A 25,227-nucleotide genomic window follows, 5' to 3' on the forward strand; every position below is an offset into this window, starting at 1 on the left:
TCCCGCGCGCGGCTCAGCCGACCGCGCAGTTCTTGCCGCCCAGCGTGAACGCCGCCGGTTTCCCGTTGCTCCCCGACCACGCGCCGGTGAAGCCGAAGCCCACCGACGAACCGGCCGCCACCGTCCCGTTCCAGCCGGTGTTCTTCGCGGTGACCGCGGCACCCGACACCGCGTGCTCGGCGTTCCACATCTGCGTCACCTTCTGGCCGTCCGGGAAGGACCAGTTCAGGGACCAGCCGTTCCAGGGGGCCGAGCCCGTGTTGGTGAGCTTCACGTCCGCCTGGAAGCCGCCCGCCCACTGGTTGGTGACGGTGTACGTCACCGAGCAGTGGGCGGTGGGCTCCGGACCGGGACCGGTCCCGCCGCCCGAGGTGTCGCCGTAGACGACGCCCCGCCCGTTGGTGGCGACGTACACCCGGCCGTAGACCCTCGGGTCACCGGTGATCGCGGCGCCGGTCCAGCCCCACTGGTGGGCGTCGTCGTTGATCCGGGTCCAGGTGGCGCCCTGGTCGGTGGAGCGGAAGACGCCCCGCACCCCGGCGATCTTCGCGCTGGTGTACAGCGTCTGGTACGAGGCGCCCGGCGCCGCCTTGCCGAAGCCGATGGTGTCGGCCTGCTCGACACCGGCCAGCTTGGTGAAGCTCGCGCCGCCGTTCACCGAGTGCCACAGGCCGTACGCCCCGTCCGGGGCACCGCCCGCCAGCCAGATGTCGCCCTTGCCGCCCGGCAGCGCCTTGAAGCGGACGCTGTCCCCGCTCGGCAGCCCGGCCGCCGCCGACGCGGTGAAGGTCGCGCCGCCGTCCGTGCTGACGTAGAACTTCCCCGACTTGAAGCCGTAGAAGGTCAGCGGGTCGACCCGGTCGGACTCGACGACCGCGCCCGCCGGGATGCCGGTGGACGCCTGCCAGGACGTGCCGAAGCCGGTGGTGTACCGCACCCCGGTGCCGGCCGGGCTCCACACGAACCGGGCGCCGTCCGCGCCGGCCGCGACCGTGCCGCCGCCGCTCACCCCGGCCGGGTCGGTGCCGGCGAACCAGGTGGCGCCGTTGTCCGTGGAGAAGGCGATGTGCGGGCCGGAGTCGTGGTCGCCGACGCGGACCACCGTGTCCGGTTTCGTCTCGGCGTAGTCCAGGCTCGTGCCGGACGTGAAGTTCGGCGAGGTGAACATCATCGACGGGACCTTCGTCAGGTCCGTGTGCCGGAAGCCGCCGAGGTCACCGAGGGCGCTGAGCAGCGGGGCGCCGGACGGGGGTGAGGCCAGGTCGTTGACGGCCGTCTCCTCCAGGCCCCGGACCATCGGCGTGATCGTGAACTTGCCCCCGGCGTCCCAGTCGGTCAGGTTCTCCGTGCCGTAGACCGTCGCGCCCGTCCCGTACATCATCCGGTCCGAGTCGAACGGGTCGATCTCCAGCGCCTCCGTCATCCAGCCCAGCTTCGGCGCCTGTTCGGGCGGCGCCGGGTTCGCGCCCCAGGTCAGCCACGGGGCGGACGACACGTCCATGGTGTAGCGGTTCGCGCGCTCCGGGTACGAGGTGTAGCTCCACGCCTGCGTCCAGGTGCCCCCGCTGTCCGTCGAGCGGAAGATCTGGGTGTCCGGCCACCAGGAGCTGTACGCCGTCGCCATCACCGTGCCGGGGTGCTGCCGGTCGACGGTCAGACCGCTGAACCCGAAGTAGGTGTCGGCCTCCGCTACCGGACTGATGTCGGTCCACGTGCCGGTGGCCGTCGCGTACCGGTACAGCCGGCCCTTGCCGCCGTCGTACGGGCCGCCGGTGTCGCTGTAGGCGAGGTACAGGTAGCCGTTCCCGGCGTCCAGGACGCCCTTGTGGGCGAGGTACCCGGTGGGCTGGCCCGGCAGCCGCTCCCAGGTGGCGCCCGCGTCCGTCGACCGGTAGACGGCGTTCTCCTTGTCGGCGACCCCGGCGTAGACCGTCCTCGTCGCCGTGCTCCCGCTGCCCGTGGACTCGTCGAAGGTCACCCAGGTGACGCCCTGGTTGTCGGAGGCGTAGCCGCTGGTGTCGCTCGGGTCCTGGGCGTAGTTCCCCGGGTTCGGGAAGGACGTGACCTGCTTCCAGGTGACGCCCGCGTCCGTCGACCGCCACAGGCCCTTGCCGCTGGGCGCCCCCAGGTAGAGCACGTCGTTGTCGTGCGGGTCGACGGCGAGGCGCTCGCCCATGCCCCGGCCCGGCATGTTGCCGCCCAGCTTGAACGGCAGACCGGTCTTCTGCCAGGTGGCGCCCCGGTCGGCGGAGCGCAGCACCGCTCCGTTGCCCGGGTCCCAGTCGTTGGTGTACGTGCCGACCGCCGCGTACACCCGGTCCGGATCCACCGGGTCGGAGACGACGCTGACGACGCCCGTGTGCCCCCAGTCGTCCCAGCCGACGTGGTCGAGGAGCGGGGTCCAGGTCTTCGTCGCCTCCTGCCAGCGGTAGGCGCCGCCGATGTCGGTACGGGCGTAGGCGAGGTCCGGTTCGGTGCGGCTGAAGACGATGCCGGGGACGAAACCGCCGCCGTCGATCCGGGCGTTGTGCCAGGTGTAGGTGTCGGCGGCGAGGGCCGCCGCCGCCGGCGGCGGTTCGGCGGCCAGCGCGGCGGGCGGTCCGCCGGTCAGCAGGCCGGCCGCGAGCGCCAGCGCGGCGGTGAGGATGCGGGTCCTTCGCACGGTGGGGGTTCCCTTCACACGAGGGGGCGGGTACGCGAGACCGGGCGGCCCCTGTGCGGGTGGGGCCGCCCGGCGCGGTACGCGGAACCTTTCAGCGGGGACTATTCGAGGAGTTCCGCGTACGAGCCCATGGCCAGGGCTATGTCGGCCTGGGCCCAGAACCGGTGGTACGTGAAGACGGGTGCGGCACCGCCCGCCAGATAGCTCTCGATCTTCGACCAGTTCGGGTCGTCCTGGTAGAAGGAGCGGATCGACTCGAACGTGGAGGACGCGTTGATCGTGTCCCCGCCCGGCATGGTGCCGGTCCAGCCGCTCGGGACGTACACGCCGTCGTCGAAGCGGTTGTAGTCGGCGCGGGTCTCCGGGACGGCGATGCCGAGCGCGTCCTGGTCGTTCTCCCACATGCCGTCCAGCAGCGCCTTCGCCGTGCTCGCCGCCTCGGTGTCACCGGAGCGGTCGGCGTAGTACGTCAGGGTCTTGGCGTACGCCGCCGCCACCCCGACGTCGTTGGTGTAGTCGGCGACGGTGACGTGCAGGCCGCTGTTGGCACCGGGGGAGGAGGCGTTCCAGGTGTCGGGCTTGCCGGACCACTGGAGCGTGGAGGGGATGCGGAAGGTGCCGTCCGGGTTGACCGTCGTCTCCGACAGCGCCCAGTCGACCCACTTGTCGAGCACCGCCTTGGCGTCGGCGTCACCGGTCTGCTGGTAGTACTCGGCGACCCGCTCCATGGACCACGCCTGGAAGCCGAACCACTGGTTGGACGGCGGGTCGTGGTACACCGGCTTCTCGTCGTAGTACATGCCGTAGAACGTGGGCGTCCCGGCCGGCGGGGTGGCGTACCGGCCCTGCCAGCTGTTGGTCGCACCGCCCGCGATGGCTCCCTCGTCCGACTGCAGCCAGCGGTAGAACTCCAGCTGCCGGTCGAGGGACTTGGCCCAGTCCGCCGCGCCCGTCGCCGACTTCGGCTTCAGGTCGGCGTAGCTGCTCAGCGCGTACGCGGCGAGCGGGTTCTGGTAACCGCCGTGGGCGTGGCTGGAGCCGATGCGCCAGGCCCAGCCCGCCGAGGTGTCCACCGCGCCGCCCCAGGCGTAGTACCAGGAGAGCAGGTAGTGCGAGGAGTCCTTGCCGGTGCCCGCCGGGCAGGTGGTCGGGCCGACGCAGTTGCCGACCTTCTTGAAGTACTTGTCGAACATCGCGTACCGCAGGTAGTCGCCCATCTTCGCGGCCTTGGCGACGGTCGCGGAGACCTGCGAGCCCTTGCCCTGGTCCTTGGCCCACAGGTCTGCCCAGTACGCGGCCTGCACGGCCCGCGCGTCGGCGTCCGGGGCGTTGGTGAACTTCCACTGCTTGGCGTAGGAGGCGTCACCGGTGAACAGGTCCAGGTAGCCGTTCTTCCCGCCGTACTTGAAGGCGTCGCAGGTCGGCTGCGGCACCGTCTCCCACACCGACTCCTGCGCGCCGCGCTGGAAGGTGTTGATGTACGACGGTCCGGTGTCGGCCGGGCCCGCCTCGCACTTGCCGGGCGAGTTGCCGTAGCCGTACACGTTGTCGACGTCCTGGAGCCAGTGCATGCCGTACACGTCGTCCGTGCCGTACGCCGACTTCAGCTCGGAGGCGATCGGGTCGGGACCGACGGAGACCCCCGGGTCCAGCCTCGCCGGGTACTCCTGCGGGGTGTCCAGCTCGGGCGCGTAGGTGGCCGGCTTGGACGCGTTGTACGAGGAGTTGGTCGGCTGGTCCGCGTGGGTGGGGATCATGTACTTCTCCATGATCTCCCAGGCCCCGTTGAACCTGGACCAGTCACCGGTCACCTTGCCGTACATGGCCTGGAGCCACAGCAGGTAGCTGTACGCCTCCGACGTGGTCTCGTGGCCGTGGTCCGGCGCCTCCACGATCAGCGTCTCCACCGAGTGGTACGGGATGCCCTCGGGGGAGAAGTAGCCGTTCGCGGGGTCGGTGATCTTCCCGTACAGCTCCAGGAAGCGGGCGTCGTACTCCGTCGACGCGGCGAGCTGGGTCACGGTGACCGTGGCCTTGCCGTGGCCGGGGGCCGTCGACTCGAAGACCGCCGAGCCGGTGCCGGAGGAGTCCGCGCCGACGGTCACCTTCTGCGCGGTGTTCCAGTTCGACGGCGTGAAGGTGAGCGTCGCGCCGCCGGTCACCGACAGGCCCGTGTTGCCGCTGGCCCGCGCGGTCGTCACGGTCACGTTCGCGGTGGGCTGCGTGGACAGCTTCACCTCGTACGTCCCCGACTTCCCCTGCTGGACGCCCAGTTGGGCCGGGGTGGCCACCACCGTCGGACCGGCGGCGACCGTGATGCCCACCGGGGTCGAGGCGGCGGAGGCGCCCAGGCTGTCGTACGCCTTCGCCAGCAGCGAATGGCTGCCCACGGAGAGGCCGGCGGCGGAGTACGTGTACGGCGCGCTGCTGTCGGTGCCCAGCAGCGTGGTGTCGTCGTAGAACTCCACCTTGCTGATCGTGGCGTTGTCGGCGGCGGCCGCGGTGGCCGCCAGCGGCACCGCCGCGCCCTGGCTGTACACGGCCCCCGGCGCGGGGCTGGTCAGCACGGTGATCGGCGGCTGGTGCGCGCCGGTGCACGGGGTGCCGTTGACCGCGAAGGAGGCCGGTGCCGTGTTGGTGCCGCTGTAGGTGAACTGGGCGCCGGTGGTCACGGCGGCGCCGGCGCCTATTCGAGCGTTGTACGGAGCGTTGGTGACGGTGACCGTCCGCCCGGACTGCGACCAGGTGCCGTTCCAGCCGTTGGCCAGCTTCTGGTTGCCGGTGTAACCGTAGGTCAGGGTCCAGCCGTCGAGGGCCTCGGTGCCCCGGTTGGTGAGGGTCAGCTCGGCGGTGAAGCCGGACCCCCAGTCGTTGGTCTTGTAATCGACGCTGCACTGCACCGCCGCCGCGTGGGCGGTGGTCGTGCCGGTGCCCACCAGGGCGAGCGGGAGCGAGAGGGCCGCGAGCGCGGCGGTCCACAGCCGGCGGACGCCGCGGCGTCTTCGGGCTCGGTGCGGATGCATGGTTGCTGGTTCCTCCTTGCGGCTCGGTGCGGGGGAGCGGGAGCGGAGCGGGAGGGAGCGGGAGCGGTGGTGGGGGGAGGAGCGGTGGGGAAGGTACGTCAAGCCTTGAACCAGTGGGAGCGCTCCCATGTTGAGGAGAGGGGTGGGGGCGGTCAAGGTGTGTGAAGAATCGAAAAAGTTCGACAGCCCGAACGCGGGGAAAGTCTGTGCCTCCCCTGTCCTTTGCCGTGACTTGGCGCTAGCTTCGTTGACACCAGTGGGAGCGGTTCCATCAGTCCGGCGCGTCCGCCACGGCGTGCCCGCACACCGATGAAGAGGAAACCCGCACCCATGAGCCGTAGCAGAACTGCGTTACTGGCCGCTCTCGCGCTCGTCGCCGGGGCATCCGGCGCGGCGTACGCCGTCGTACCAGGGGACGTCGGCACGGCGGCCGTCCCGTGCACCGTGGACTACAAGGTGCAGAACGACTGGGGCTCCGGCTTCACCGCCGCGGTCACCGTCACCAACAACAGCGCCGCCAAGTCCGGCTGGTCCCTGAAGTGGTCCTACGCCGGCAACCAGAAGGTGACCAGCGGCTGGAACGCCAAGCTCAGCCAGAGCGGTACGGCCGTCACCGCGGCCAACGAGTCCTACAACGCCGCCCTGTCGACCGGTGGTTCGGTGAGCTTCGGCTTCCAGGGCACCTACAGCGGCAGCAACGCGATCCCGGCCACCTTCACCCTGGACGGCGTGACCTGCAACGTCGACGGCGGTGGCGGCCCGACCGACCCGCCGGACCCGGGCACCCCGGGCACCCGGGTGGACAACCCGTACGCCGGCGCCAAGGGCTATGTGAACCCGGAGTGGTCCGCGAAGGCCGCGGCCGAGCCCGGCGGCAGCCGCATTGCCAACCAGCCCACCGGTGTGTGGCTGGACCGGATCGCCGCGATCAACGGCGTCAACGGCGGCATGGGCCTGCGGGACCACCTCGACGAGGCGCTGCGGCAGAAGGGCTCCGGCGAGCTCTACATCCAGCTCGTCATCTACAACCTGCCCGGCCGTGACTGCGCCGCCCTCGCCTCCAACGGCGAGCTGGGCCCGACGGAGATCGACAAGTACAAGACGCAGTACATCGACCCGATCGCCGCGATCCTGGCCGACTCGAAGTACTCCTCGCTGCGGATCGTCCCCGTGATCGAGATCGACTCGCTGCCCAACCTGGTCACCAACGTCAGCCCGCGGGCCACCGCCACGCCCAACTGCGACGTGATGAAGGCCAACGGCAACTACCAGAAGGGCGTCGGCTACGCGCTGAACAAGCTCGGCGACGCCCCCAACGTCTACAACTACATCGACGCCGGGCACCACGGCTGGCTCGGCTGGGACGACAACTTCGGCCCCTCGGCCGAGATGTTCAAGACCGCCGCCACCACCGAGGGCGCGACCGTCAACGACGTGCACGGCTTCATCGTCAACACCGCCAACTACAGCGCGCTGAAGGAGGAGAACTTCACGATCAACGACAGCGTGAACGGCACCTCCGTGCGCCAGTCCAAGTGGGTCGACTGGAACCGGTACACCGACGAGCTGTCCTACGCCCAGGCGATGCGGCAGAAGCTGGTCTCGATCGGCTTCGACTCCAACCTCGGCATGCTCATCGACACCTCCCGCAACGGCTGGGGAGGCTCGGCCCGGCCCACCGGCCCGGGTGCCACCACCAACGTCGACACCTACGTCGACGGCGGCCGCTACGACCGCCGGCTCAACACCGGCAACTGGTGCAACCAGTCCGGAGCCGGCCTCGGCGAGCGGCCCCGGGCCAACCCCGCCGCCGGGATCGACGCCTACGTCTGGATGAAGCCCCCGGGTGAGTCCGACGGCGCCAGCAAGGCGATCGACAACGACGAGGGCAAGGGCTTCGACCGGATGTGCGACCCGACGTACACCGGCAACCCGCGGAACAACAACAACCTGTCCGGCGCCCTGCCGAACGCCCCGCTCTCCGGGCACTGGTTCTCCGCCCAGTTCCAGGAGCTGATGAAGAACGCGTACCCGCCCCTGTCCTGACCCCCTCCCCGCCCCGTGCGGCCCGGTCCGTGTGTTCCCCGGACCGGGCCGCACGGCCATGTCGTTTTGCGGTAACGGCAACAAAAGTTGCCGATCTCCGGTGGTCCGGCGCAGGCTGGCGGCAACGGGAGACGGGAGGCCGGCCACCATGGCGCACACACACCAGCACGAACACCAGCACCAGCACCAGCCCGAGCAGCAGCACCAGCCCGAGCAGCAGCACCAGCACGACCACGACCACGCCGACATCGACTGGGCCGAGATGGCGCCGCTGCTGGAGGGCGAGGCGGAGCTGTACACCCCGCTGTACGCGCGGGCCATGGCCTGGCTGGCCGAGCAGGTGACCGGGCCCGGCCTGGTCGTCGACGCGGGCAGCGGCCCCGGCGTCCTGTCCGGGCTGCTCGCCGACGCCTTCCCGTCGGCCCGGGTGGTGGCCGCCGACGGCGCCGCGCCGCTGCTGGAGCGGGCCCGCGCCCGCGCCGGACGGGACGGGTACGCCGACCGCTTCGACACCCTGGCCGGCGAGCTGCCCCAGGTGCTGGACGGCCTGGACTACCCCGCCGACCTGCTGTGGGCCAGCCGCAGCCTGCACCATCTGGGCGACCAGCGGGCGGCGCTGGCCGCCTTCGCCGGGCACCTGGCGCCCGGCGGCACCCTGGCGATCCTGGAGGGCGGGCTGCCCGTACGGTTCCTGCCACGCGACCTCGGCTTCGGCCGCCCGGGGCTCCAGGCGCGGCTCGACGCGGCGCACGAGGAGACCTTCGCCCGGATGCGGGAGTCCCTGCCCGGTTCGGTCGCCGTCGCCGAGGACTGGCCGGCGCTGCTGACCGCCGCCGGGCTGAAGCACACCGGGACCCGCAGCTTCCTGCTCGACCTGCCCGCCCCGCTCCCGGACGCGGCCCGCGCGCATGTCGCCGCCTCGCTGACCCGGCTGCGCGCCATGGTCGGCGACACCGGCCTGGACGCCGGGGACCGCGCCGTCCTGGACCGGCTCCTCGATCCCGACGACGCGGCGAGCGTGCACCGCCGGGCCGACCTGTTCCTGCTGACCGCGCACACCGTGTACACGGCGGTCCGCGCGGACTGACCCGCCCGCCGGCCGTCCACGGGAAGGGCCCGGCACCCCGCTCGCGGGATGCCGGGCCCTTCGGGGCGCACTCGGCGGGTCAGTCGTTGACCTCGGCCGGGTCGAAGCCCACCCGGCGGTCCTCGTTGAGCGCGCTGATCGCGGCGAGGTCCTCGTCGTCCAGCCGGAAGTCGAAGACCTCGATGTTCTCCTTGATCCGGGACGGCGTCACGGACTTCGGGATCACGATGTTGCCGATCTGGAGGTGCCAGCGCAGCACCACCTGGGCCGGGCTGCGGCCGTGCTTGCGGCCGATGGCGACGATCGCCGGGACCTCCAGCAGGCCCTTGCCCGAGCCGAGCGGGGACCACGCCTCGGTGGCGATGCCCTGCTCCGCGTGGTACTCGCGGGCCGCGTGCTGCTGGAGGTGCGGGTGCAGCTCGATCTGGTTGACCGCCGGGATGACCGACGTCTCGCCGGTCAGCCGCTCGATGTGCTCCGGCAGGAAGTTGGAGACACCGATGGCACGGGCCCTGCCGTCGGCGAGGATCTTCTCGAACGCCTTGTACGTGTCGACGTAGCGGTCCCTGGCCGGCATCGGCCAGTGGATCAGGTAGAGGTCGACGTACTCCAGGCCCAGCTTGTCCAGGGAGGCGTCGAAGGCGCGCAGGGTGGAGTCGTACCCCTGTTCGCTGTTCCAGAGCTTGGTGGTGACGAAGAGGTCCTCACGGGGGAGGCCGGAGGCGGCGATGGCCTTGCCGGTGCCCCTCTCGTTGCCGTAGATCGCCGCCGTGTCGATGCTGCGGTACCCGGCCTGGAGGGCCGTCGCGACGGCGGTCTCGGCCTCGTCGTCCGGTACCTGCCACACGCCGAAGCCCAGCTGGGGCATCTCGACGCCGTTGTTCAGGATGATCGGGGGGACCTGGCTGCTCACGGGCTGTTGATCCTTCGGTTGTGGTGAAGTGGTGCTTCCATCGTCAACGATCACGAGGCGATCCGCATTCCTGATCGACGAATTGGCGCGACTCAAACCCTGTAGAGGGCATCCACTTCCGCTTCGTACGCCTTCTCGATGGCCTTCCGCTTCAGTTTGAGCGAGGGGGTGAGCAGCCCGTGCTCCTCGGTGAACGGCTGGGCCAGGATGCGGAAGGTGCGGATGGACTCGGCCTGCGAGACGAGCGTGTTGGCGGCGACCACCGCGCGCCGCACCTCGGTCTCCAGGTCGGGGTCGCGCACCAGGTCGGCCGCGGCCATCCGGGGCTTGTTGCGCATCGCCAGCCAGTGGTCGACGGCCTCCTGGTCGAGGGTGACCAGGGCGGCGATGTACGGCCGGTCGTTGCCGACCACGACGCACTGGCTGACCAGGGGGTGGTCCCGGACGCGTTCCTCCAGGACGCCCGGCGAGACGCTCTTGCCGCCGGAGGTCACCAGGATCTCCTTCTTGCGGCCGGTGATCGTCAGGTAGCCGTCCTCGTCCAGCGCGCCCAGGTCGCCGGTGGCGAGCCAGCCGTCCTGCAGGGTCTGGCCGGTCGCCTTGGGGTTGTTGAGGTACCCCTGGAAGACATTGCCGCCGCGCAGCCAGATCTCGCCGTCGTCCGCGATGTGCACGGTGACGCCCGGCACGGGGTGGCCGACCGTGCCGTAGCGGGTGCGCTCGGGCGGGTTGGCGGTGGCCGCCGCCGTCGACTCGGTCAGGCCGTACCCCTCGTAGATCCGCACCCCGGCGCCCGCGAAGAACAGGCCGAGCCTGCGGTCCATCGCGCTGCCGCCGGACATGGCGTTGCGCAGGCGTCCGCCCAGCGCGGCGCGGACCTTGGCGTAGACGAGCTTGTCGAAGAGCTGGTGCTGCACGCGCAGGCCCGCCGAGGGGCCCGGACCGGTGCCCCACGCCTTCGCCTCCACGGCCTCCGCGTACTGCACCGCCACGTCCACGGCCTTCTCGAACGCGCTCGCCCGGCCCTCCCGCTCCGCCTTGCGCCGGGCCGCGTTGAACACCTTCTCGAAGATGTACGGCACGGCCAGGACGAACGTCGGCCGGAACGCGGCCAGGTCCGGCAGCAGGGCCGCGGCGTTGAGCTGCGGCTGGTGGCCGAAGCGGACCCGGCCGCGGACCGCCGCGACCTCGACCATCCGCCCGAAGACATGGGCGAGCGGCAGGAAGAGCAGGGTGGCCGCCTCGTCGCCCTTGCGGGAGTGGAACACCGACTCCCAGCGGCCGATGACGGTGTCCGCCTCGAACATGAAGTTGCCGTGGCTCAGCACACAGCCCTTGGGGCGGCCGGTGGTGCCGGAGGTGTAGATGACGGTGGCCACCGTCTCCGGGGTGACCGCCCGGCGGTGCCGGTGCACCACCTCGTCGTCGAGGTGCGCGCCGGCCTCGTACAGTTCCCCGACCGCGCCGGCGTCGAGCTGCCAGAGCTGCTCCAGGCGGGGCAGCCGGCCGATGACGGTGGCGATGGTCATCGCGTGGTCCTCGTGCTCCACGACCGCCGCGCTCACCTCGGCGTCGTACAGCATCCAGAAGCACTGCTCGGCCGAGGAGGTGGGGTAGACCGGCACGACCTGCGCGCCGATCGTCCACAGGGCGAAGTCGAAGAGCGTCCACTCGTAGCGGGTGCGGGACATGACGGCGACCCGGTCGCCGAACCGGACGCCCCGGGCGAGCAGTCCCTTGGCGAGCGCCAGCACCTCGTCGCGGAACTCGGCGGCGGTCACGTCCCGCCAGCGGCCGGTGTCGTCCTTACGGCCCAGCGCGACGCACCGGGGGTCCTCCCGCGCATTGCGGAAGACCGCGTCGGCCAGGCCGCCCACCGGTGGCGGCAGTGCCGACGGAGGGCTCGTGAACTCGCGCAAACCCCGCTCCCCGATCCTTGTGACGCCCCGCACAGCGCGGTGAAAGCTACCCCAAGGCCGTGGGTTGCTGACGGTCGGGTAACTTCCGCGACCGTAATCTCCACGGAATCTGTACCGGGCGGTTACCGGGGGTAGGGGAGGCGCGGCGGCCACCTGGGGCGCGGGTGCGTCGTGGTCGCTCGCGCGGTTCCCCGCACCCGTGAGGGACGCGACCGCGGGAGGCGGCGGGGAACCGCGCGACAAGCCACGACCCGCCTGCGGCCGGCACGCGGACCGGACCGCCCCGTACCTCACCCGCGAACGGCGGCGGCCACCGCGGGCCCCTCCGACCTCGTCGCCACCGCCGTCGTCCGCGGCACCGCCGAGCTGTACGCCCACCTCAGCGGACCGCTCGGCCACCTGGCGGACGTGCGGTACGTGGAGGCGTCGCCGTTCCCGCGCCGGGTCAAGCAGCTCATCTGTCCGCGCCCGCGTTCCTGACCGGGTTCCCCACCGTGTGCAGCCGGTCGCCGCCCGCCAGGACCGCCGCCGCCAGCGCGTCCGCCGCGTCCTGCGCCGAGGTCCGCCGCTCCCCGGTGACCAGGACGAAGTCGACCCGCCCCAGCTCCGGCAGCCCGGCCCGCTCCGGCACCCGGACCAGTCCCGGCGGGATCAGCCCCCGGCTGTGCGCCATCACGCCGAGCCCGGCGCGGGCCGCCGCGATCAGGCCGTTCAGGCTGCCGCTGGTGCACGCCACCCGCCACTCCCGGCCCTGGCGCTGCAACGCCTCCAGGGCGAGGGCCCGGGTGATGCCGGGCGGCGGATAGACGATCAGCGGCACCGGACGCGCCGGGTCCAGACGCAGCCGCTCCGCGCCGATCCACACCAGCCGGTCGTGCCAGACCAGCTCGCCCCGCCGGTCCTCGGGCCGCCGCTTGGCCAGGACCAGGTCGAGCCTCCCGGCGGCGAGCTGCGCGTGCAGGGTGCCGGACAGCTCGACCGTCAGCTCCAGGTCGACCTCGGGGTGGTCGTGCCGGAAGCCCTCCAGGATCTCCGGCAGCCGGGTCAGCACGAAGTCCTCCGACGCCCCGAACCGCAGCCGCCCGCGCAGCCGGGTGCCGGTGAAGAACGCGGTGGCCTGCTCGTGGACCTCCAGGATGCGCCGGGCGAAGCCGAGCATCGCCTCGCCGTCCTCGGTCAGCTCCACCGAGTGCGTGTCCCGGTCGAACAGCGGCCGCCCGGTCGCCTCCTCCAGGCGCCGCACGTGCTGGCTCACCGTCGACTGGCGCAGCCCGAGCCGCCGGGCGGCCTGGGTGAAACTCAGCGTCTGCGCCACCGAGAGGAAGGTCCGCAGCTGGGAGGGGTCGTACACGGGGCGAGCTTATCGCCGAACGCGATGGCAGTCAGAGCGGTGTACGGGATTCCCGATCGCCGGGTGAGGGAGCAGGATGGAGCGGGGACCCGTGTTCCCGTATCCCTGGGCCCCCGGGTCGGAGCGTCCGACGATCGAACGAGCAAGTGGAGCACCGTGAAACGCCTGCGATGGCCGCGCTGGATGCCGGTCGACCCGTACATCCTGCTGCTGGCGACGGTGGGCCTCGCGGCGCTGCTGCCCGCCCGCGGGACGTCGGCGGATGTCGCGAACGGCGCCTCCACGGCCGCGATCGCCTTCCTCTTCTTCCTCTACGGCGCCCGCCTCTCCACCCGGGAGGCCCTGGACGGGCTCAAGCACTGGCGACTCCATGTCACCGTCCTGGCCTGCACGTTCGTCGTCTTCCCGCTGCTGGGGCTGGCCTCGCGCGGCCTGGTCCCGGTCCTTCTGACCGACCCCCTCCATCAGGGCCTGCTGTTCTGCACGCTGGTCCCGTCCACCATCCAGTCCTCGATCGCCTTCACCTCGATCGCCCGGGGCAACGTGCCCGCCGCGATCTGCGCGGGCTCCTTCTCCTCCCTCGTCGGCATCGTCGCCACCCCGCTGCTCGCCGCCGCGCTGCTCGGCGGCTCGGCCGGCGGGTTCTCCGCCGACTCGCTGGTGAAGATCGTGGTTCAGCTGCTGGTGCCGTTCGTCGCCGGGCAGGTGCTGCGGCGCTGGATCGGCGGCTTCGTCACCCGGCACAAGAAGGTCCTCGGGCTGGCCGACCGCGGCTCGATCCTGCTCGTCGTCTACACCGCGTTCAGCGCGGGCATGGCGCAGGGCGTCTGGCACCAGGTCAGTCCGGTCCGGCTGGCCGGACTGCTCGCCGTGGAGGCGGTGCTGCTCGCCGTGATGCTGGCGCTGACCTGGTACGGCGCGAAGGCGCTGCGGTTCGGCCGGGCGGACCGGATCGCCATCCAGTTCGCCGGCTCCAAGAAGTCCCTCGCCTCCGGACTGCCCATGGCCGGCGTCCTCTTCGGCGCCCACGCCTCGCTGGCGGTGCTGCCGCTGATGCTCTTCCACCAGATGCAGCTGATGGTGTGCGCGGTCATCGCCAAGCGCCGCTCGCACGACCCGGAGGCCGAGGACACCCCGGACCCCGGGACGGCCGCCCGGCCCACGGCCGGCACCGGCGCCTCCCGCGGCTGACCTGGTCAGCCGCCGGCGTCCACCCGGTCCAGCGGCAGCCACAGCACCACGTCCCCCGCCGCCGCCTCGCCGCCGGTGACCTCGTCGTCGGTCAGCGCCCGCCGCCACACCCGTACGTCGTCCACCGCGCCGGTGAAGTGCGCCCGGCCGTCCATCCGAACGCCCACGTGCACCCCGAACGCCGAGAAGCGGCTGACCGAGCCCGGCACGTCCGCCGTCCCGGCGCGTTCCCCGTCGAGGAACAGGGTGAGCCGTCCGCCGCCCCGGCGCAGCACGAGCCGGTGCCAGCGGCCGTCGTTGCGGGCGCCGGCGATCCGCGCGTACGCCGACCGGGGCGCCGCCGCCCCGTCCCGCGCCGTCATCAGCCCGGTCACCCGGTCCCGCGCGGGCTCGGCGCGCAGCCACACCTGGGGCTGGCGGGTGCCGATGCCGCCCATCCACAGCAGCGGCTGCTCCCCGCTCGTCGCTGTGTACCGGAACCACAGCGACGCCGTGAAGTCGCCGTCCCCCAGCGGCAGTTCCCTCCGGTACGGCAGCCGCACCCCGTCGTCGGCGCCGTCGAGGACGAGCGCGCCGCCGACCGCGCCGTCCGCCGTCCTACCGGCGCCGCCCAGCACAGCGGCCGCGGCGGCGCCCGGCGCGCGGTCCGGGGTGGCCGGGTCGGCGCCGCGCCGGTCCCGGAGCCGGCCCTCGCCGAACCGGGCGAAGCGGATCTCGTCGCGGGCGTCGGCCGTGCCCGCCTCGTACAGCAGCCCCGCCGACGCCGCGTCGAGGGCCGCCAGGTCCGAGTAGCCGGACCAGTCCCGGGTGACCACCGTCGCCCGGTCCACGCTGTCCCAGGTGGCGCCGCCGTCCCAGGAGGAGCGGATCACCATGGTCCGGCGGCGGTCGGGGTCGGCCGGCGCGGACAGCAGCACCCGGTCGCCCAGGCGCAGCAGCGCGCCCTGCACCTGCGGGGTGTACAGGTCGGGAACGGCCTCGAAGGGCGCGGCGAAGCTGTCGCCGCCGTCCCGGCTGACGGTCTGCGCGCGGTGGCCGAGGTCGGCGCCGTCCTGTTCGCGTCCGCCGACCAGCAGCGAGCCGTCCCCGAGTTCGGCGAGCGTCACCTCGGACGGCTTCTGCCGGAAGGTGCCGTCCCCGGCCACCGGCCAGGTGTCGGTGGCGCCGACCCGCCAGTGCGCGCCGCCGTCGTCGCTGACGACCAGCGCCGCGTGGTTGGCGGTGACCCGGCCGCCCGCCCAGGTCTCGGCGTTCACCCCGAGGACCAGCCGCCCGGCGTGCGCGCCCGTGGTGAGCTGCACACCGTGCACCGGGCCGGTCGCGTACCAGGAGTTCCAGTCGTCCGGCCGGATCCCGGTGCTCAGGTCGCGCGGCTCGGACCAGGTCAGTCCGTCGTCGTCGCTGTACTGGAGGTGGGGCACGCGGTCGCAGGGGATCGCGCAGCCCGCGTCGTCCGCCCGGCCGGTGTTGTGGGTCTCCACCAGCAGCACACGTCCCGTGGCGCGGTCCACCACGGGCGCCGGATTGCCGTGCGTGTCCCCGCCGCCCTCGGTGACGACCCGCAGCGGCCCCCAGGTACGGCCGCCGTCGGTGGAGCGCTTCAGCACGATGTCGATGTCGGCGGCGTCCCCGCAGTCGCGGACCCGCCCCTCGGCGAAGGCGAGCAGCGTCCCGTCCGTGGTCCGCACCAGCGCGGGGATGCGGAAGCAGGCGTACCCGGGGTCCCGGTCGGCCCGGAAGAGGACCCGCTGCTCGAACGCGGCGGCGCGGGCGTGCGCCGGGGCGGGGACGGCGACGGCCGCCGCGACGCCGAGGGCGGACAGGGAGGCGAGCACGGCCGTACGGAATCTCGGGCGGGGACGGCGGGGGGAGGACGGCATGGAGCGGTGGCCCTTCACGCGGCTGGCGGGAAGCCGGTCATCAGGGCATCAGTAGATCAAGTCATCACATGCCGGATACGACGCGCTGGATCACCGCGCGTGTCGCCGCCACCGCCCGGCACGGCATCACCCCGGCCCGGCGCAGGGGGCGCTCCCCGCCGGCCGGGGTTCCGCCGCCGTGCCGCGGACGGGCGCCTCAGCCCTGTACGGCCGCGGTCCGCAGGGCGATCCGCTCCTCACCCGCGTACACGTTCATGGAGGCGCCCCGCAGGAAGCCCACCAGGGTCAGGCCGGTCTCGGCGGCCAGGTCCACGGCGAGCGACGAGGGCGCCGACACCGCCGCCAGCACCGGGATGCCGGCCATCACGGCCTTCTGGGCCAGCTCGAAGGAGGCCCGCCCGGAGACGAGCAGCACCGACCGGCTCAGCGGCAGGCCGCCGTGCTGAAGGGCGCGGCCGACCAGCTTGTCGACCGCGTTGTGCCGGCCCACGTCCTCCCGGACGTCGGCGAGTTCGCCGTCCTCGGTGAACAGGGCCGCCGCGTGCAGCCCGCCGGTGCGGTCGAAGACCCGCTGGGCGGCGCGCAGCCGGTCGGGCAGCTCGGCGAGGAGAGCGGCGTCGATCCGGACCGGCGGGGTGTCGGCGATGGGCCAGCGGGCCGTCGTACGGACCGCGTCGAGGCTGGCCTTGCCGCACAGCCCGCAGGAGGAGGTGGTGTAGACGTTCCGTTCCAGGGTGATGTCGGGCAGGACCACGCCGGGCGCGGTCTGCACGTCCACCACGTTGTACGTGTTGGAGCCGTCGGCGGTCGCGCCCGCGCAGTACACGATGTTCCGCAGGTCTTCCTCGCGGGCCAGCACCCCTTCGCTGACCAGGAACCCGGCGGCGAGCGCGAAGTCGTCGCCGGGGGTGCGCATGGTGATGGCGAGGGGTTTGCCGTTGAGCCGGATCTCCAGTGGCTCCTCGGCGACGAGCGTGTCCGGCCGGGCGGAGACCGCCCCGTCGCGGATGCGGATCACCTTGCGTCGTTCCGTGACTCGTCCCATGTCCTGATCAGCCCCGGTTCTGTACGTGCTGGTGGCCGAAACGGCCCTTGATGCGGAGATCGCCGTGGGTCACCGGGCTGTCGTGCGGCGAGGTGACCTCGACGCTCTCATTGTCCTGTACGCGCAGGGTGAGGGCGCAGCCCGCTCCGCAGTACGGCGCACACCGTGGTCGTGGCGGTCTGCGCCGACTCGTCCCACGCCGGGCCGACCTCGCCCGGGTCGTCGGTGGCGTGAGGACGCGCGGTGAAGTCACCGCGCGGGCTGCGCGCGCGTACGCCGTGCCGCCGCATGGCCGCCAGGTGCGGTCCGCGGGCGACGAGACGGACGCGGGCGCCGGCGCGTTGGGGCGCGGCGCCCACGCGGACGCCATCGCGCCGGCGCCGAGGACGGCGACGTTCATGGGGGTAGCTCCGTTCGGCGAGGGTCGTACCGAGGAACCGGAGAGCGTGCCGCGACTCTGTCGGGGAATATTGTCTACAGTATGGAAGTGGGGTCGGCAAGGGACCGCGCAGGACCGGCCGTCCCGGTGGTGACGGCGCGGGCGGCTGCGGCGGACCCGGCGGGCGGTCGCGTCGAGGGAGGCTGTGCTCGGGCCTTCCCGGCTCCCCCCGCAATGCCTGACGTACCGTCATGCGACCGATACCGGGCGGAGACCTCGTACGTCTTCTCAACGCGGCGTTTCCTTCCTACCGTTCGGGATCATGAGTCCCCCCGTAGCACCGCCCGGCTGGAGCCGCTGGCTCGTCCCCCCGGCCGCCCTCTCGGTCCACCTCTCCATCGGGCAGGCGTACGCCTGGTCCGTGTTCAAACCGCCCCTGGAATCCTCGCTCGGCCTCAGCGGCACGCAGAGCGCGCTCCCCTTCCAGCTCGGCATCGTCATGCTCGGCCTGTCCGCCGCGTTCGGCGGCACCCTGGTCGAGCGGCGCGGGCCGCGCTGGGCGATGACGGTGGCGCTGATCTGCTTCTCGTCCGGCTTCCTGCTCTCCGCGCTCGGCGCGGCCACCGAGCAGTACTGGCTGATCGTCCTCGGCTACGGCTTCGTCGGCGGCATCGGCCTGGGCATCGGCTACATCTCGCCGGTCTCCACGCTGATCAAGTGGTTCCCCGACCGGCCCGGCATGGCCACCGGCATCGCCATCATGGGCTTCGGCGGCGGCGCGCTGATCGCCTCTCCCTGGTCCGCGCAGATGCTGGAGTCCTTCGGGGCCGACAGCTCCGGCATCGCCCTCGCCTTCCTCGTGCACGGACTGGCGTACGCCGTCTTCATGCTGCTCGGCGTGCTCCTCGTGCGGGTGCCCCGCGCGCCCGTCCCGTCGGCCGGCCGGCCCGTCCCGTCGGCCGGCGTCCAGGTGTCGGCGCGCTCCGCGGTGCGGACCCCGCAGTTCTGGTGCCTGTGGATCGTGCTCTGCATGAACGTCACCGCGGGCATCGGCATCCTGGAGAAGGCCGCCCCGATGATCACGGACTTCTTCGCCGACACCTCCGCGCCGGTCTCCGCGACGGCCGCCGCCGGGTTCGTCGCCCTGCTGTCGGCGGCCAACATGGCCGGCCGCATCGGCTGGTCCTCCGCCTCCGACCTGATCGGACGCAAGAACATCTACCGCGTCTACCTCGGCGTCGGCGCCCTGATGTACGCGCTCATCGCCCTGTTCGGCGACGCCTCCAAGCCGCTGTTCGTGCTCGCCGCCTTGGTGATCCTCTCCTTCTACGGCGGCGGCTTCGCGACGGCCCCCGCCTATCTGAAGGACCTCTTCGGCACCTACCAGGTCGGCGCTATCCACGGCCGGCTGCTCACCGCCTGGTCCACGGCCGGGGTCCTCGGACCGCTGATCGTGAACTGGATCGCCGACCGGCAGGAGGAGGCCGGGCGGCACGGCTCGTCCCTGTACGGGCTGTCCCTGGTCATCATGATCGGCCTGCTCGTCGTGGGGTTCGCCGCCAACGAACTGGTACGCCCCGTCCACCCCCGCCACCACGTCACCGCCCCGGACCCCGAGGAGAGCGCCGATGTCGCCCGACAGCAGTGACCGCCCGCCCGCCCGGCGCCCCCTGATCGCCTTCGCCTGGCTCTGGGTGGGGGCGCCGCTCGCCTACGGGCTGTACGAGCTGGTACGGAAGGCCACGCAGTTGTTCACGGGGTGAGCCCGCCGGGCGGTGACGGGCGGTGGCGCGTGTCCGGGGCGAACCCGCCGGACGGCGGCCGGTGTGCACGGGCCCGGCTTCGGACGGCGGCGGGTGTCCGCCGGTCCGGCCCGCCGGACGTGCCGGTGACGGAAGCCGACAAGGGGGGCTTCCGTTTCCTGTCGCATCACCTGCCGCCGTACCCGCGAGTCACTGATCAGACTGGTGGACCCGCTACCGCAGGCACCTAGGGGTTCACCATGCACGGCTCGCGCATCACCGGGCTCGGCCACCACCAGCCCGCCCGCGTCCTCACCAACGAGGACCTGGCGGGCCTGGTGGACACCAGCGACGAGTGGATCACCAGCCGGGTGGGCATCCGCACCCGCCGGATCGCCGGCCCCGACGAGCCGGTCGACGACCTGGCCGCGCGCGCCGCCGCCAAGGCGCTCGCGGCGGCCGGGGCCGCCCCCGCCGACGTCGACCTGGTGCTGGTCGCCACGTCCACCGCCATCGACCGCTCCCCGAACACCGCCGCCCGCGTCGCCGCCCGGCTCGGCATGGGGAGCCCCGCCACGATGGACCTGAACGTCGTGTGCGCCGGCTTCACCCACGCCCTGGCCACCGCCGACCACGCCGTCCGCGCGGGCGCCGCCCGCCGCGCCCTGGTCATAGGCGCCGACAAGATGTCCGAGGTCACCGACTGGACCGACCGCACCACCTGCGTGCTGGTCGGCGACGGCGCGGGCGCCGCCGTCGTCGAACCCTGCGCGGCTGGCGAGGAACCCGGCATCGGGCCCGTCCTGTGGGGATCGGTGCCCGAGATGGGGCACGCCGTGCGGATCGAGGGCACCCCGCCGCGCTTCGCCCAGGAGGGCCAGAGCGTCTACCGCTGGGCGACCACCCGGCTGCCCGCCATCGCCCGCGGGGTGTGCGAACGGGCCGGGGTGGAGCCCGCCGCCCTCGCCGCCGTCGTCCTGCACCAGGCCAACCTGCGCATCATCGAGCCGCTGGCCGAACGGATCGGCGCCGTCGACGCGGTGGTCGCCCGGGACGTCACCGAGTCCGGCAACACCTCGGCGGCCAGCATCCCCCTCGCCCTGGCCAAGCTGGCCGAACGCGGCGAGATCGGCAGCGGCGACCCCGTCCTGCTGTTCGGCTTCGGCGGGAACCTGTCCTACGCCGGGCAGGTCGTGCGCTGCCCCTGACCCGCCCCGGACCGCCCCTGACCCGGACGTTCTCCCCGAACCGTAGACTGTAGACGAAAGACAATTGATACTTTCTTTACTGTCTTTACCTCTCCACTGTCTCCACCGTCTTCGCTTCGTCCGCCTAGGGGGCCGCGATGTTGTCGACAGGACTGCCGCACGGGGCGGTGCCCAGGCTCGAACGCCCGGGGCCGCTGCGCGACCGCGTCTACGAGGCGCTGCTCGAACTCATCACCACCCGCGCCCTGCGCCCCGGCCAGCACCTCGTCGAGAGCGAACTCGCCGGTCACCTCGGCGTCTCCCGGCAGCCGGTGCGCGAGGCACTCCAGCGGCTGAACACCGAGGGCTGGGTCGATCTGCGCCCCGCCCAGGGCGCGTTCGTGCACGAGCCCACGGAGGAGGAGGCCGACCAGTTGCTCACCGTCCGTACGCTGCTGGAGGCCGAGGCGGCCCGGCTCGCCGCGGCCCACGCGGGCAGCGCGGGCGTCACCGCGCTGGAAGAGCTGTGCGCCGAGGGGGAGCGGGCGGTCGCCGCCGACGACGTGGACGCCGCCGTCACCCTGAACGCCCGCTTCCACGCCAAGGTGATGGAACTGGCCGGCAACGCGGTCCTCGCCGAACTCGCCGCCCAGGTCGACCGCCGGGTGCGCTGGTACTACACGCCGATCGCCCGGCAGCGCGGCCGGGAGTCCTGGACCGAGCACCGGGCGATGATCGCCGCGATCCGCGACCGCGACGAGCAGCGCGCGACCCGGCTGATGCGCGAGCACACCGAGCACACCCGGCGGTCGTACCACGCGCGCGGCACGTCCTGAACGTCCGCATCCGCACCGCCCTTTGTCCTGTGAGTGGAGAAAGTCGGCGGTAATTCCCGCACAGCTTCTTCCCAGGTTCGGCAGCCGCTGCTACGTTCCCTTCGAAAGCACAGCAGCGCGCAGCCGATCGGGGCGGGGAGGGGCTTGTGAGACGTATGACCGCACGGCCCGCCAACGCCCACCAGGCCCGGCTGCTCAGACTGCTCCGTGACGGCGGCCCCAACTCCCGTGCCCAGCTCGGCGACCAGGTCGACCTGTCCCGGTCGAAGCTGGCCGTGGAGGTGGACCGGCTGCTGGAGACGGGGCTGGCCGTGGCCGACGGACTCGCCGCCTCCCGGGGCGGGCGCCGCAGCCACAACATCCGGCTCAACCCGGAGCTGCGGTTCCTCGGCGTGGACATCGGCGCGACCTCGGTCGACGTCGCCGTCACCAACGCCGAGCTGGAGATCCTCGGACACATCAACCAGGCCATGGACGTCCGCGAGGGACCCGTCGCGGTCTTCGAGCAGGTGCTGGCCATGGCCGCGAAACTGCGGGCCTCGGGACTGGCGGAGGGCTTCGACGGCGCCGGCATCGGCGTCCCCGGGCCGGTCCGCTTCCCCGAGGGCGTCCCCGTGGCCCCGCCGATCATGCCGGGCTGGGACGGCTTCCCGGTCCGGGAGGCGCTCAGCCAGGACCTCGGCTGCCCCGTCATGGTCGACAACGACGTGAACCTGATGGCGCTGGGGGAGCAGCACGCGGGCGTCGCCCGTACCGTGCACGACTTCCTCGTCGTCAAGATCGGCACCGGCATCGGCTGCGGCATCGTCGTCGGCGGCGAGGTCTACCGCGGGACGACGGGCAGCGCGGGCGACATCGGCCACATCCAGGTGGTGCCCGAGGGCCGCCCCTGCGCCTGCGGCAACCGGGGCTGCCTGGAGGCCCACTTCAGCGGCGCGGCCCTGGCCCGCGACGCCGAGGAGGCCGCCCAGCAGGGCCGGTCCGCCGAACTCGCCGCCCGCCTGGAGGCGGGCGGAAGCCTGGGCGCCGCCGACGTCGCCGCCGCCGCGGCCGCCGGGGACGCCACCGCCCTCGACCTGATCCGCGAGGGCGGCGACCGCACCGGCCAGGTCATCGCCGGCCTGGTCAGCTTCTTCAACCCCGGCCTGGTGGTGATCGGCGGCGGGGTCACCGGCCTCGGCCACACCCTGCTCGCCGCGATCCGCACCCAGGTCTACCGCCAGTCGCTGCCCCTGGCGACCGGCAACCTGCCCATCGTGCTCGGGGAGCTGGGCCCCACCGCCGGAGTCATCGGCGCCGCCCGGCTCATCAGCGACCACCTGTTCTCACCCGCGTAACACCCCGCCGCTCGCACCCCTTTTCCGTACAGCGCGTCGCTCCGCCCTGCCCTGACACCGGCCCGCACGCCCGCCGAGGGGACCTCATGGCACCAGAACCACCGCTGCTCAGCATGTCCGGCATCACCAAGTCCTTCCCCGGAGTCCGGGCCCTGGACGGCGTCGACCTCGACGTCCAGGCCGGCGAGGTGCACTGCCTGCTCGGCCAGAACGGGGCCGGCAAGTCCACCCTCATCAAGGTGCTGGCCGGCGCCCACCAGCCCGACACCGGAACCATCCGCTGGCGCGGCGAGGAGGTCGTGCTGCGCTCACCGATCGCCGCGATGCGCCGCGGCATCGCCACCATCTACCAGGAACTCGACCTCGTCGAGCACCTGTCGGTCGCGGAGAACGTCCACCTCGGCCACGAGCCGGTCGGCGCCGGCTTCGTCGTCCGCTCCAAGGCCGCCCGCGCCACGACCGCCGCCCTGCTCGCCCGCCTCGGCCACCCCGAGATCGACCCCGGCCGCCTGGTCGGCGAACTGCCCGCGGCACAGCGGCAGATCGTCTCCATGGCACGGGCGCTCTCCCACGACGTACGGCTCATCGTCATGGACGAGCCGTCCGCCGCCCTCGACCCCGACGAGGTCGACAACCTCTTCCGCATCGTCGGCGACCTCACCGCCGCCGGTGTCGCCGTCGTCTACATCTCGCACCGCCTGGAGGAGATCCGCCGCATCGGCGACCGGGTCACCGTCCTCAAGGACGGCCGCGCCGTCGCCCGCGGACTGCCCGCCAAGTCCACCCCGACCCGCGAGGTCGTGGCCCTGATGACCGGCCGCGACGTCGCCTACGTCTTCCCGGAGCGCCCGGCCGCCGCCCCCGCCGGCGAACCCGTGCTCAGCGTGCGGGGACTGGCCCGCGAGGGCGAGTTCGGCGCCCTCGACCTCGACGTCCGCCCCGGGGAGATCGTCGGCCTCGCCGGACTGGTCGGCTCCGGCCGCTCGGAGATCCTGGAGACCGTCTACGGCGCCCGCAGACCGACCGCGGGACAGGTACGGGTCGACGGACGCCCGCTCCGGCCCGGCAGCGTCCGGGCCGCCGTCCGGGCCGGCCTCGGACTCGCCCCCGAGGAACGCAAGGCGCAGGCCCTGCTGATGCTGGAGTCCGTCACCCGCAACGTCTCGGTCTCCTCGATGTCCCGCTTCGCGCGCGGCGGCTGGATCGACCGCGCCGCCGAACGGGGCGCCGCCCGCGCCGCCGTCCGCGAGCTGTCGCTGCGCCCCGACAACCCGGACGTGCCCGTGCGCACCCTGTCCGGCGGCAACCAGCAGAAGGCCGTCCTCGCCCGCTGGCTGCTGCGCGGCTGCCGGGTCCTGCTCCTGGACGAACCCACCCGCGGCGTCGACGTCGGCGCCCGCGCCGAGCTGTACGCGGTCGTGCGGCGCCTCGCCGACGAGGGGCTGGCGGTGCTGCTGGTGTCCAGCGAGGTGCCCGAGGTGCTCGGCCTCGCCGACCGGGTCCTCGTCCTGCGCGAGGGACGGGTCGTGCACGAGGCGCCCGCCCGCGAACTCGACGAACACCGCGTACTCGACCTCGTCATGGAAGGGAGCCCGGCAGCATGACGCAGCACATGTCCCCGCCCCGGGACGGCACCGGAAAGGCGCCCGCCGCCGACGGGCCGCCCGCCTGGAAGGGCGTGCTCGCCCGCGCCGACGTCCGCATCCTCTCCCTGCTCGGCGTGCTCGCCGTGCTGGTCCTGATCGGCGGCGTCACCAAGCCCGACGAGTTCCTCGACACCCGCAACCTGCAACTCGTCCTCACCCAGGCGTCCGTGATCGGCGTCGTCACCGTCGGCATGACCTTCGTCATCATGTCCGGCGGCATCGACCTCTCCGTCGGCGCGATCGTCGCCCTCGCCTCGGTGTGGGCGACGACGGTCGCCACCCAGGAGTACGGATTCCTCGGCATCCTGGTCACCGCCGTGGTGGTCGGCGTCGGCTGCGGACTGGTCAACGGGGTCCTCATCGCCTACGGCGCGATGGTCCCGTTCATCGCCACCCTCGCCATGCTCGCCTCCGCCCGCGGCCTGGCCCTCCAGATCACCGACGGGCAGACCCAGGTCGTCACCGTCTCCGGCGTGCTCGACCTCGGCGAGCGCGACGCCTACGTCCTCGGCGTACCGCCGCTGGTGCTGGTCTTCGCCGCCGTCACCGTCATCGGCTGGCTGGTGCTCAACCGCACCACCTTCGGCCGCCGCACCGTCGCCGTCGGCGGCAACGCCGAGGCCGCCCGGCTGGCCGGCATCGACGTCCGCCGCCAGCGCCTCTACCTCTACCTGCTGTCCGGCCTGTGCTGCGGCATCGCCGCCTTCCTGCTGATCGTCCTGTCCGGCTCCGGCCAGAACACCAACGGCAACCTCTACGAACTCGACGCCATCGCCGCCGCGATCATCGGCGGGACGCTGCTCAGCGGCGGACGCGGCACCATCGTCGGCTCCGTGCTCGGCGTCCTGATCTTCACCACGATCACCAACATCTTCGCCCTGAACAACCTGCAGAGCGACGTCCAGCAGATCGCCAAGGGAGCGATCATCGTCGCCGCCGTGCTGGTCCAGCGCCGTACCGCGAGCACGCCTTGAGGAAAGGGT

Annotated in this window: 17 protein-coding genes and 3 pseudogenes; 11 read left to right on the plus strand and 9 right to left on the minus strand. The window is 72.6% G+C overall.

Annotated elements, in window-relative coordinates; genetic code table 11:
* Positions 1-13: 13 nt before the first annotated feature.
* The gene (locus tag Sdagh_RS22880; protein ID WP_190077151.1) at positions 14-2,662 is read right to left on the minus strand and encodes a cellulose binding domain-containing protein; all 2,649 of its coding nucleotides are present in this window, start codon (positions 2,660-2,662) and stop codon (positions 14-16) included.
* Between the two features lie 101 nt (positions 2,663-2,763).
* The gene (locus Sdagh_RS22885; RefSeq protein WP_190077150.1) at positions 2,764-5,685 is read right to left on the minus strand and encodes a glycoside hydrolase family 48 protein; all 2,922 of its coding nucleotides are present in this window, start codon (positions 5,683-5,685) and stop codon (positions 2,764-2,766) included.
* Between the two features lie 330 nt (positions 5,686-6,015).
* Between Sdagh_RS22885 and Sdagh_RS22890 the strand changes: the two genes are divergently transcribed.
* Together Sdagh_RS22890 and Sdagh_RS22895 are read left to right on the plus strand one after the other, a co-directional pair.
* On the plus strand, positions 6,016-7,731 hold the full coding sequence (locus Sdagh_RS22890) for a glycoside hydrolase family 6 protein (RefSeq protein WP_190010495.1): 1,716 nt from the start codon (positions 6,016-6,018) through the stop codon (positions 7,729-7,731).
* A gap of 148 nt (positions 7,732-7,879) precedes the next feature.
* Positions 7,880-8,818: a class I SAM-dependent methyltransferase gene (locus tag Sdagh_RS22895; RefSeq protein ID WP_190077149.1), complete on the plus strand. Its 939-nt coding sequence runs from the start codon at positions 7,880-7,882 to the stop codon at positions 8,816-8,818.
* Positions 8,819-8,897: 79 nt separating this feature from the next.
* Here the strand turns inward: Sdagh_RS22895 and Sdagh_RS22900 are convergent, their stop codons facing one another.
* Both Sdagh_RS22900 and Sdagh_RS22905 read right to left on the minus strand, forming a co-directional pair.
* Complete coding sequence (locus Sdagh_RS22900) at positions 8,898-9,731, minus strand: aldo/keto reductase (RefSeq protein WP_189418340.1); 834 nt, start codon at positions 9,729-9,731, stop codon at positions 8,898-8,900.
* A gap of 92 nt (positions 9,732-9,823) precedes the next feature.
* Positions 9,824-11,650: an AMP-dependent synthetase/ligase gene (locus Sdagh_RS22905; protein WP_189418342.1), complete on the minus strand. Its 1,827-nt coding sequence runs from the start codon at positions 11,648-11,650 to the stop codon at positions 9,824-9,826.
* Between the two features lie 303 nt (positions 11,651-11,953).
* On the opposite strand from Sdagh_RS22905, the pseudogene Sdagh_RS22910 reads away from it, so the two are divergent.
* Positions 11,954-12,130, plus strand: a pseudogene (locus Sdagh_RS22910) (AsnC family protein); the annotation flags it as partial.
* Here Sdagh_RS22910 and Sdagh_RS22915 read toward each other — a convergent pair.
* The gene (locus Sdagh_RS22915; RefSeq protein ID WP_190010492.1) at positions 12,105-13,001 is read right to left on the minus strand and encodes a LysR substrate-binding domain-containing protein; all 897 of its coding nucleotides are present in this window, start codon (positions 12,999-13,001) and stop codon (positions 12,105-12,107) included. The pseudogene Sdagh_RS22910 and the gene Sdagh_RS22915 overlap by 26 nt on opposite strands.
* Before the next feature lie 156 nt (positions 13,002-13,157).
* Here Sdagh_RS22915 and Sdagh_RS22920 point away from each other — a divergent pair, with 156 nt between their 5' ends.
* Positions 13,158-14,192: a bile acid:sodium symporter family protein gene (locus Sdagh_RS22920; RefSeq protein WP_190077148.1), complete on the plus strand. Its 1,035-nt coding sequence runs from the start codon at positions 13,158-13,160 to the stop codon at positions 14,190-14,192.
* 5 nt (positions 14,193-14,197) lie between these two features.
* Here Sdagh_RS22920 and Sdagh_RS22925 read toward each other — a convergent pair whose 3' ends face one another.
* From Sdagh_RS22925 to Sdagh_RS22940, 4 genes and pseudogenes are all read right to left on the minus strand, one after another.
* Positions 14,198-16,072, minus strand: coding sequence for an exo-alpha-sialidase (locus tag Sdagh_RS22925; protein WP_190077147.1), 1,875 nt, complete (start codon positions 16,070-16,072; stop codon positions 14,198-14,200).
* A 196-nt stretch (positions 16,073-16,268) separates the two neighbouring features.
* A complete protein-coding gene (gene fdhD / locus Sdagh_RS22930) occupies positions 16,269-17,117 on the minus strand; it encodes a formate dehydrogenase accessory sulfurtransferase FdhD (protein WP_190010489.1) in 849 nt (282 codons plus the stop codon).
* 7 nt (positions 17,118-17,124) lie between these two features.
* A pseudogene (locus Sdagh_RS22935) lies at positions 17,125-17,314 on the minus strand (2Fe-2S iron-sulfur cluster-binding protein); the annotation flags it as partial.
* A gap of 3 nt (positions 17,315-17,317) precedes the next feature.
* Positions 17,318-17,517: pseudogene (locus tag Sdagh_RS22940) on the minus strand (ketopantoate reductase family protein); the annotation flags it as partial.
* Positions 17,518-17,818: 301 nt separating this feature from the next.
* Here Sdagh_RS22940 and Sdagh_RS22945 point away from each other — a divergent pair.
* The 7 genes from Sdagh_RS22945 (at position 17,819) to Sdagh_RS22970 (ending at position 25,218) form a co-directional block, all read left to right on the plus strand.
* Positions 17,819-19,144, plus strand: coding sequence for an OFA family MFS transporter (locus Sdagh_RS22945; RefSeq protein ID WP_190077146.1), 1,326 nt, complete (start codon positions 17,819-17,821; stop codon positions 19,142-19,144).
* Positions 19,125-19,259 carry an MFS transporter small subunit gene (locus Sdagh_RS36520; RefSeq protein WP_264201198.1) on the plus strand — a complete coding sequence of 45 codons (135 nt, stop codon included), beginning with the start codon at positions 19,125-19,127 and terminating at the stop codon, positions 19,257-19,259. Before Sdagh_RS22945 ends, Sdagh_RS36520 begins: the two co-directional genes overlap by 20 nt.
* Positions 19,260-19,498: 239 nt before the next feature.
* A complete protein-coding gene (locus Sdagh_RS22950) occupies positions 19,499-20,446 on the plus strand; it encodes a beta-ketoacyl-ACP synthase III (protein WP_190077145.1) in 948 nt (315 codons plus the stop codon).
* 137 nt (positions 20,447-20,583) lie between these two features.
* Positions 20,584-21,261, plus strand: coding sequence for a GntR family transcriptional regulator (locus Sdagh_RS22955; RefSeq protein WP_190077144.1), 678 nt, complete (start codon positions 20,584-20,586; stop codon positions 21,259-21,261).
* A gap of 155 nt (positions 21,262-21,416) precedes the next feature.
* Entirely contained in the window at positions 21,417-22,598 is a 1,182-nt protein-coding gene (locus Sdagh_RS22960) for an ROK family protein (RefSeq protein WP_189418360.1), read from the plus strand.
* 86 nt (positions 22,599-22,684) lie between these two features.
* Entirely contained in the window at positions 22,685-24,202 is a 1,518-nt protein-coding gene (locus Sdagh_RS22965; protein WP_189418363.1) for a sugar ABC transporter ATP-binding protein, read from the plus strand.
* Complete coding sequence (locus Sdagh_RS22970) at positions 24,199-25,218, plus strand: ABC transporter permease (protein WP_190077143.1); 1,020 nt, start codon at positions 24,199-24,201, stop codon at positions 25,216-25,218. The genes Sdagh_RS22965 and Sdagh_RS22970 overlap by 4 nt, the downstream gene beginning before the upstream one ends.
* Positions 25,219-25,227: the final 9 nt, after the last annotated feature.

Origin of the sequence: Streptomyces daghestanicus (assembly GCF_020521275.1) — a bacterium.
Taxonomy (GTDB): domain Bacteria; phylum Actinomycetota; class Actinomycetes; order Streptomycetales; family Streptomycetaceae; genus Streptomyces; species Streptomyces griseoviridis.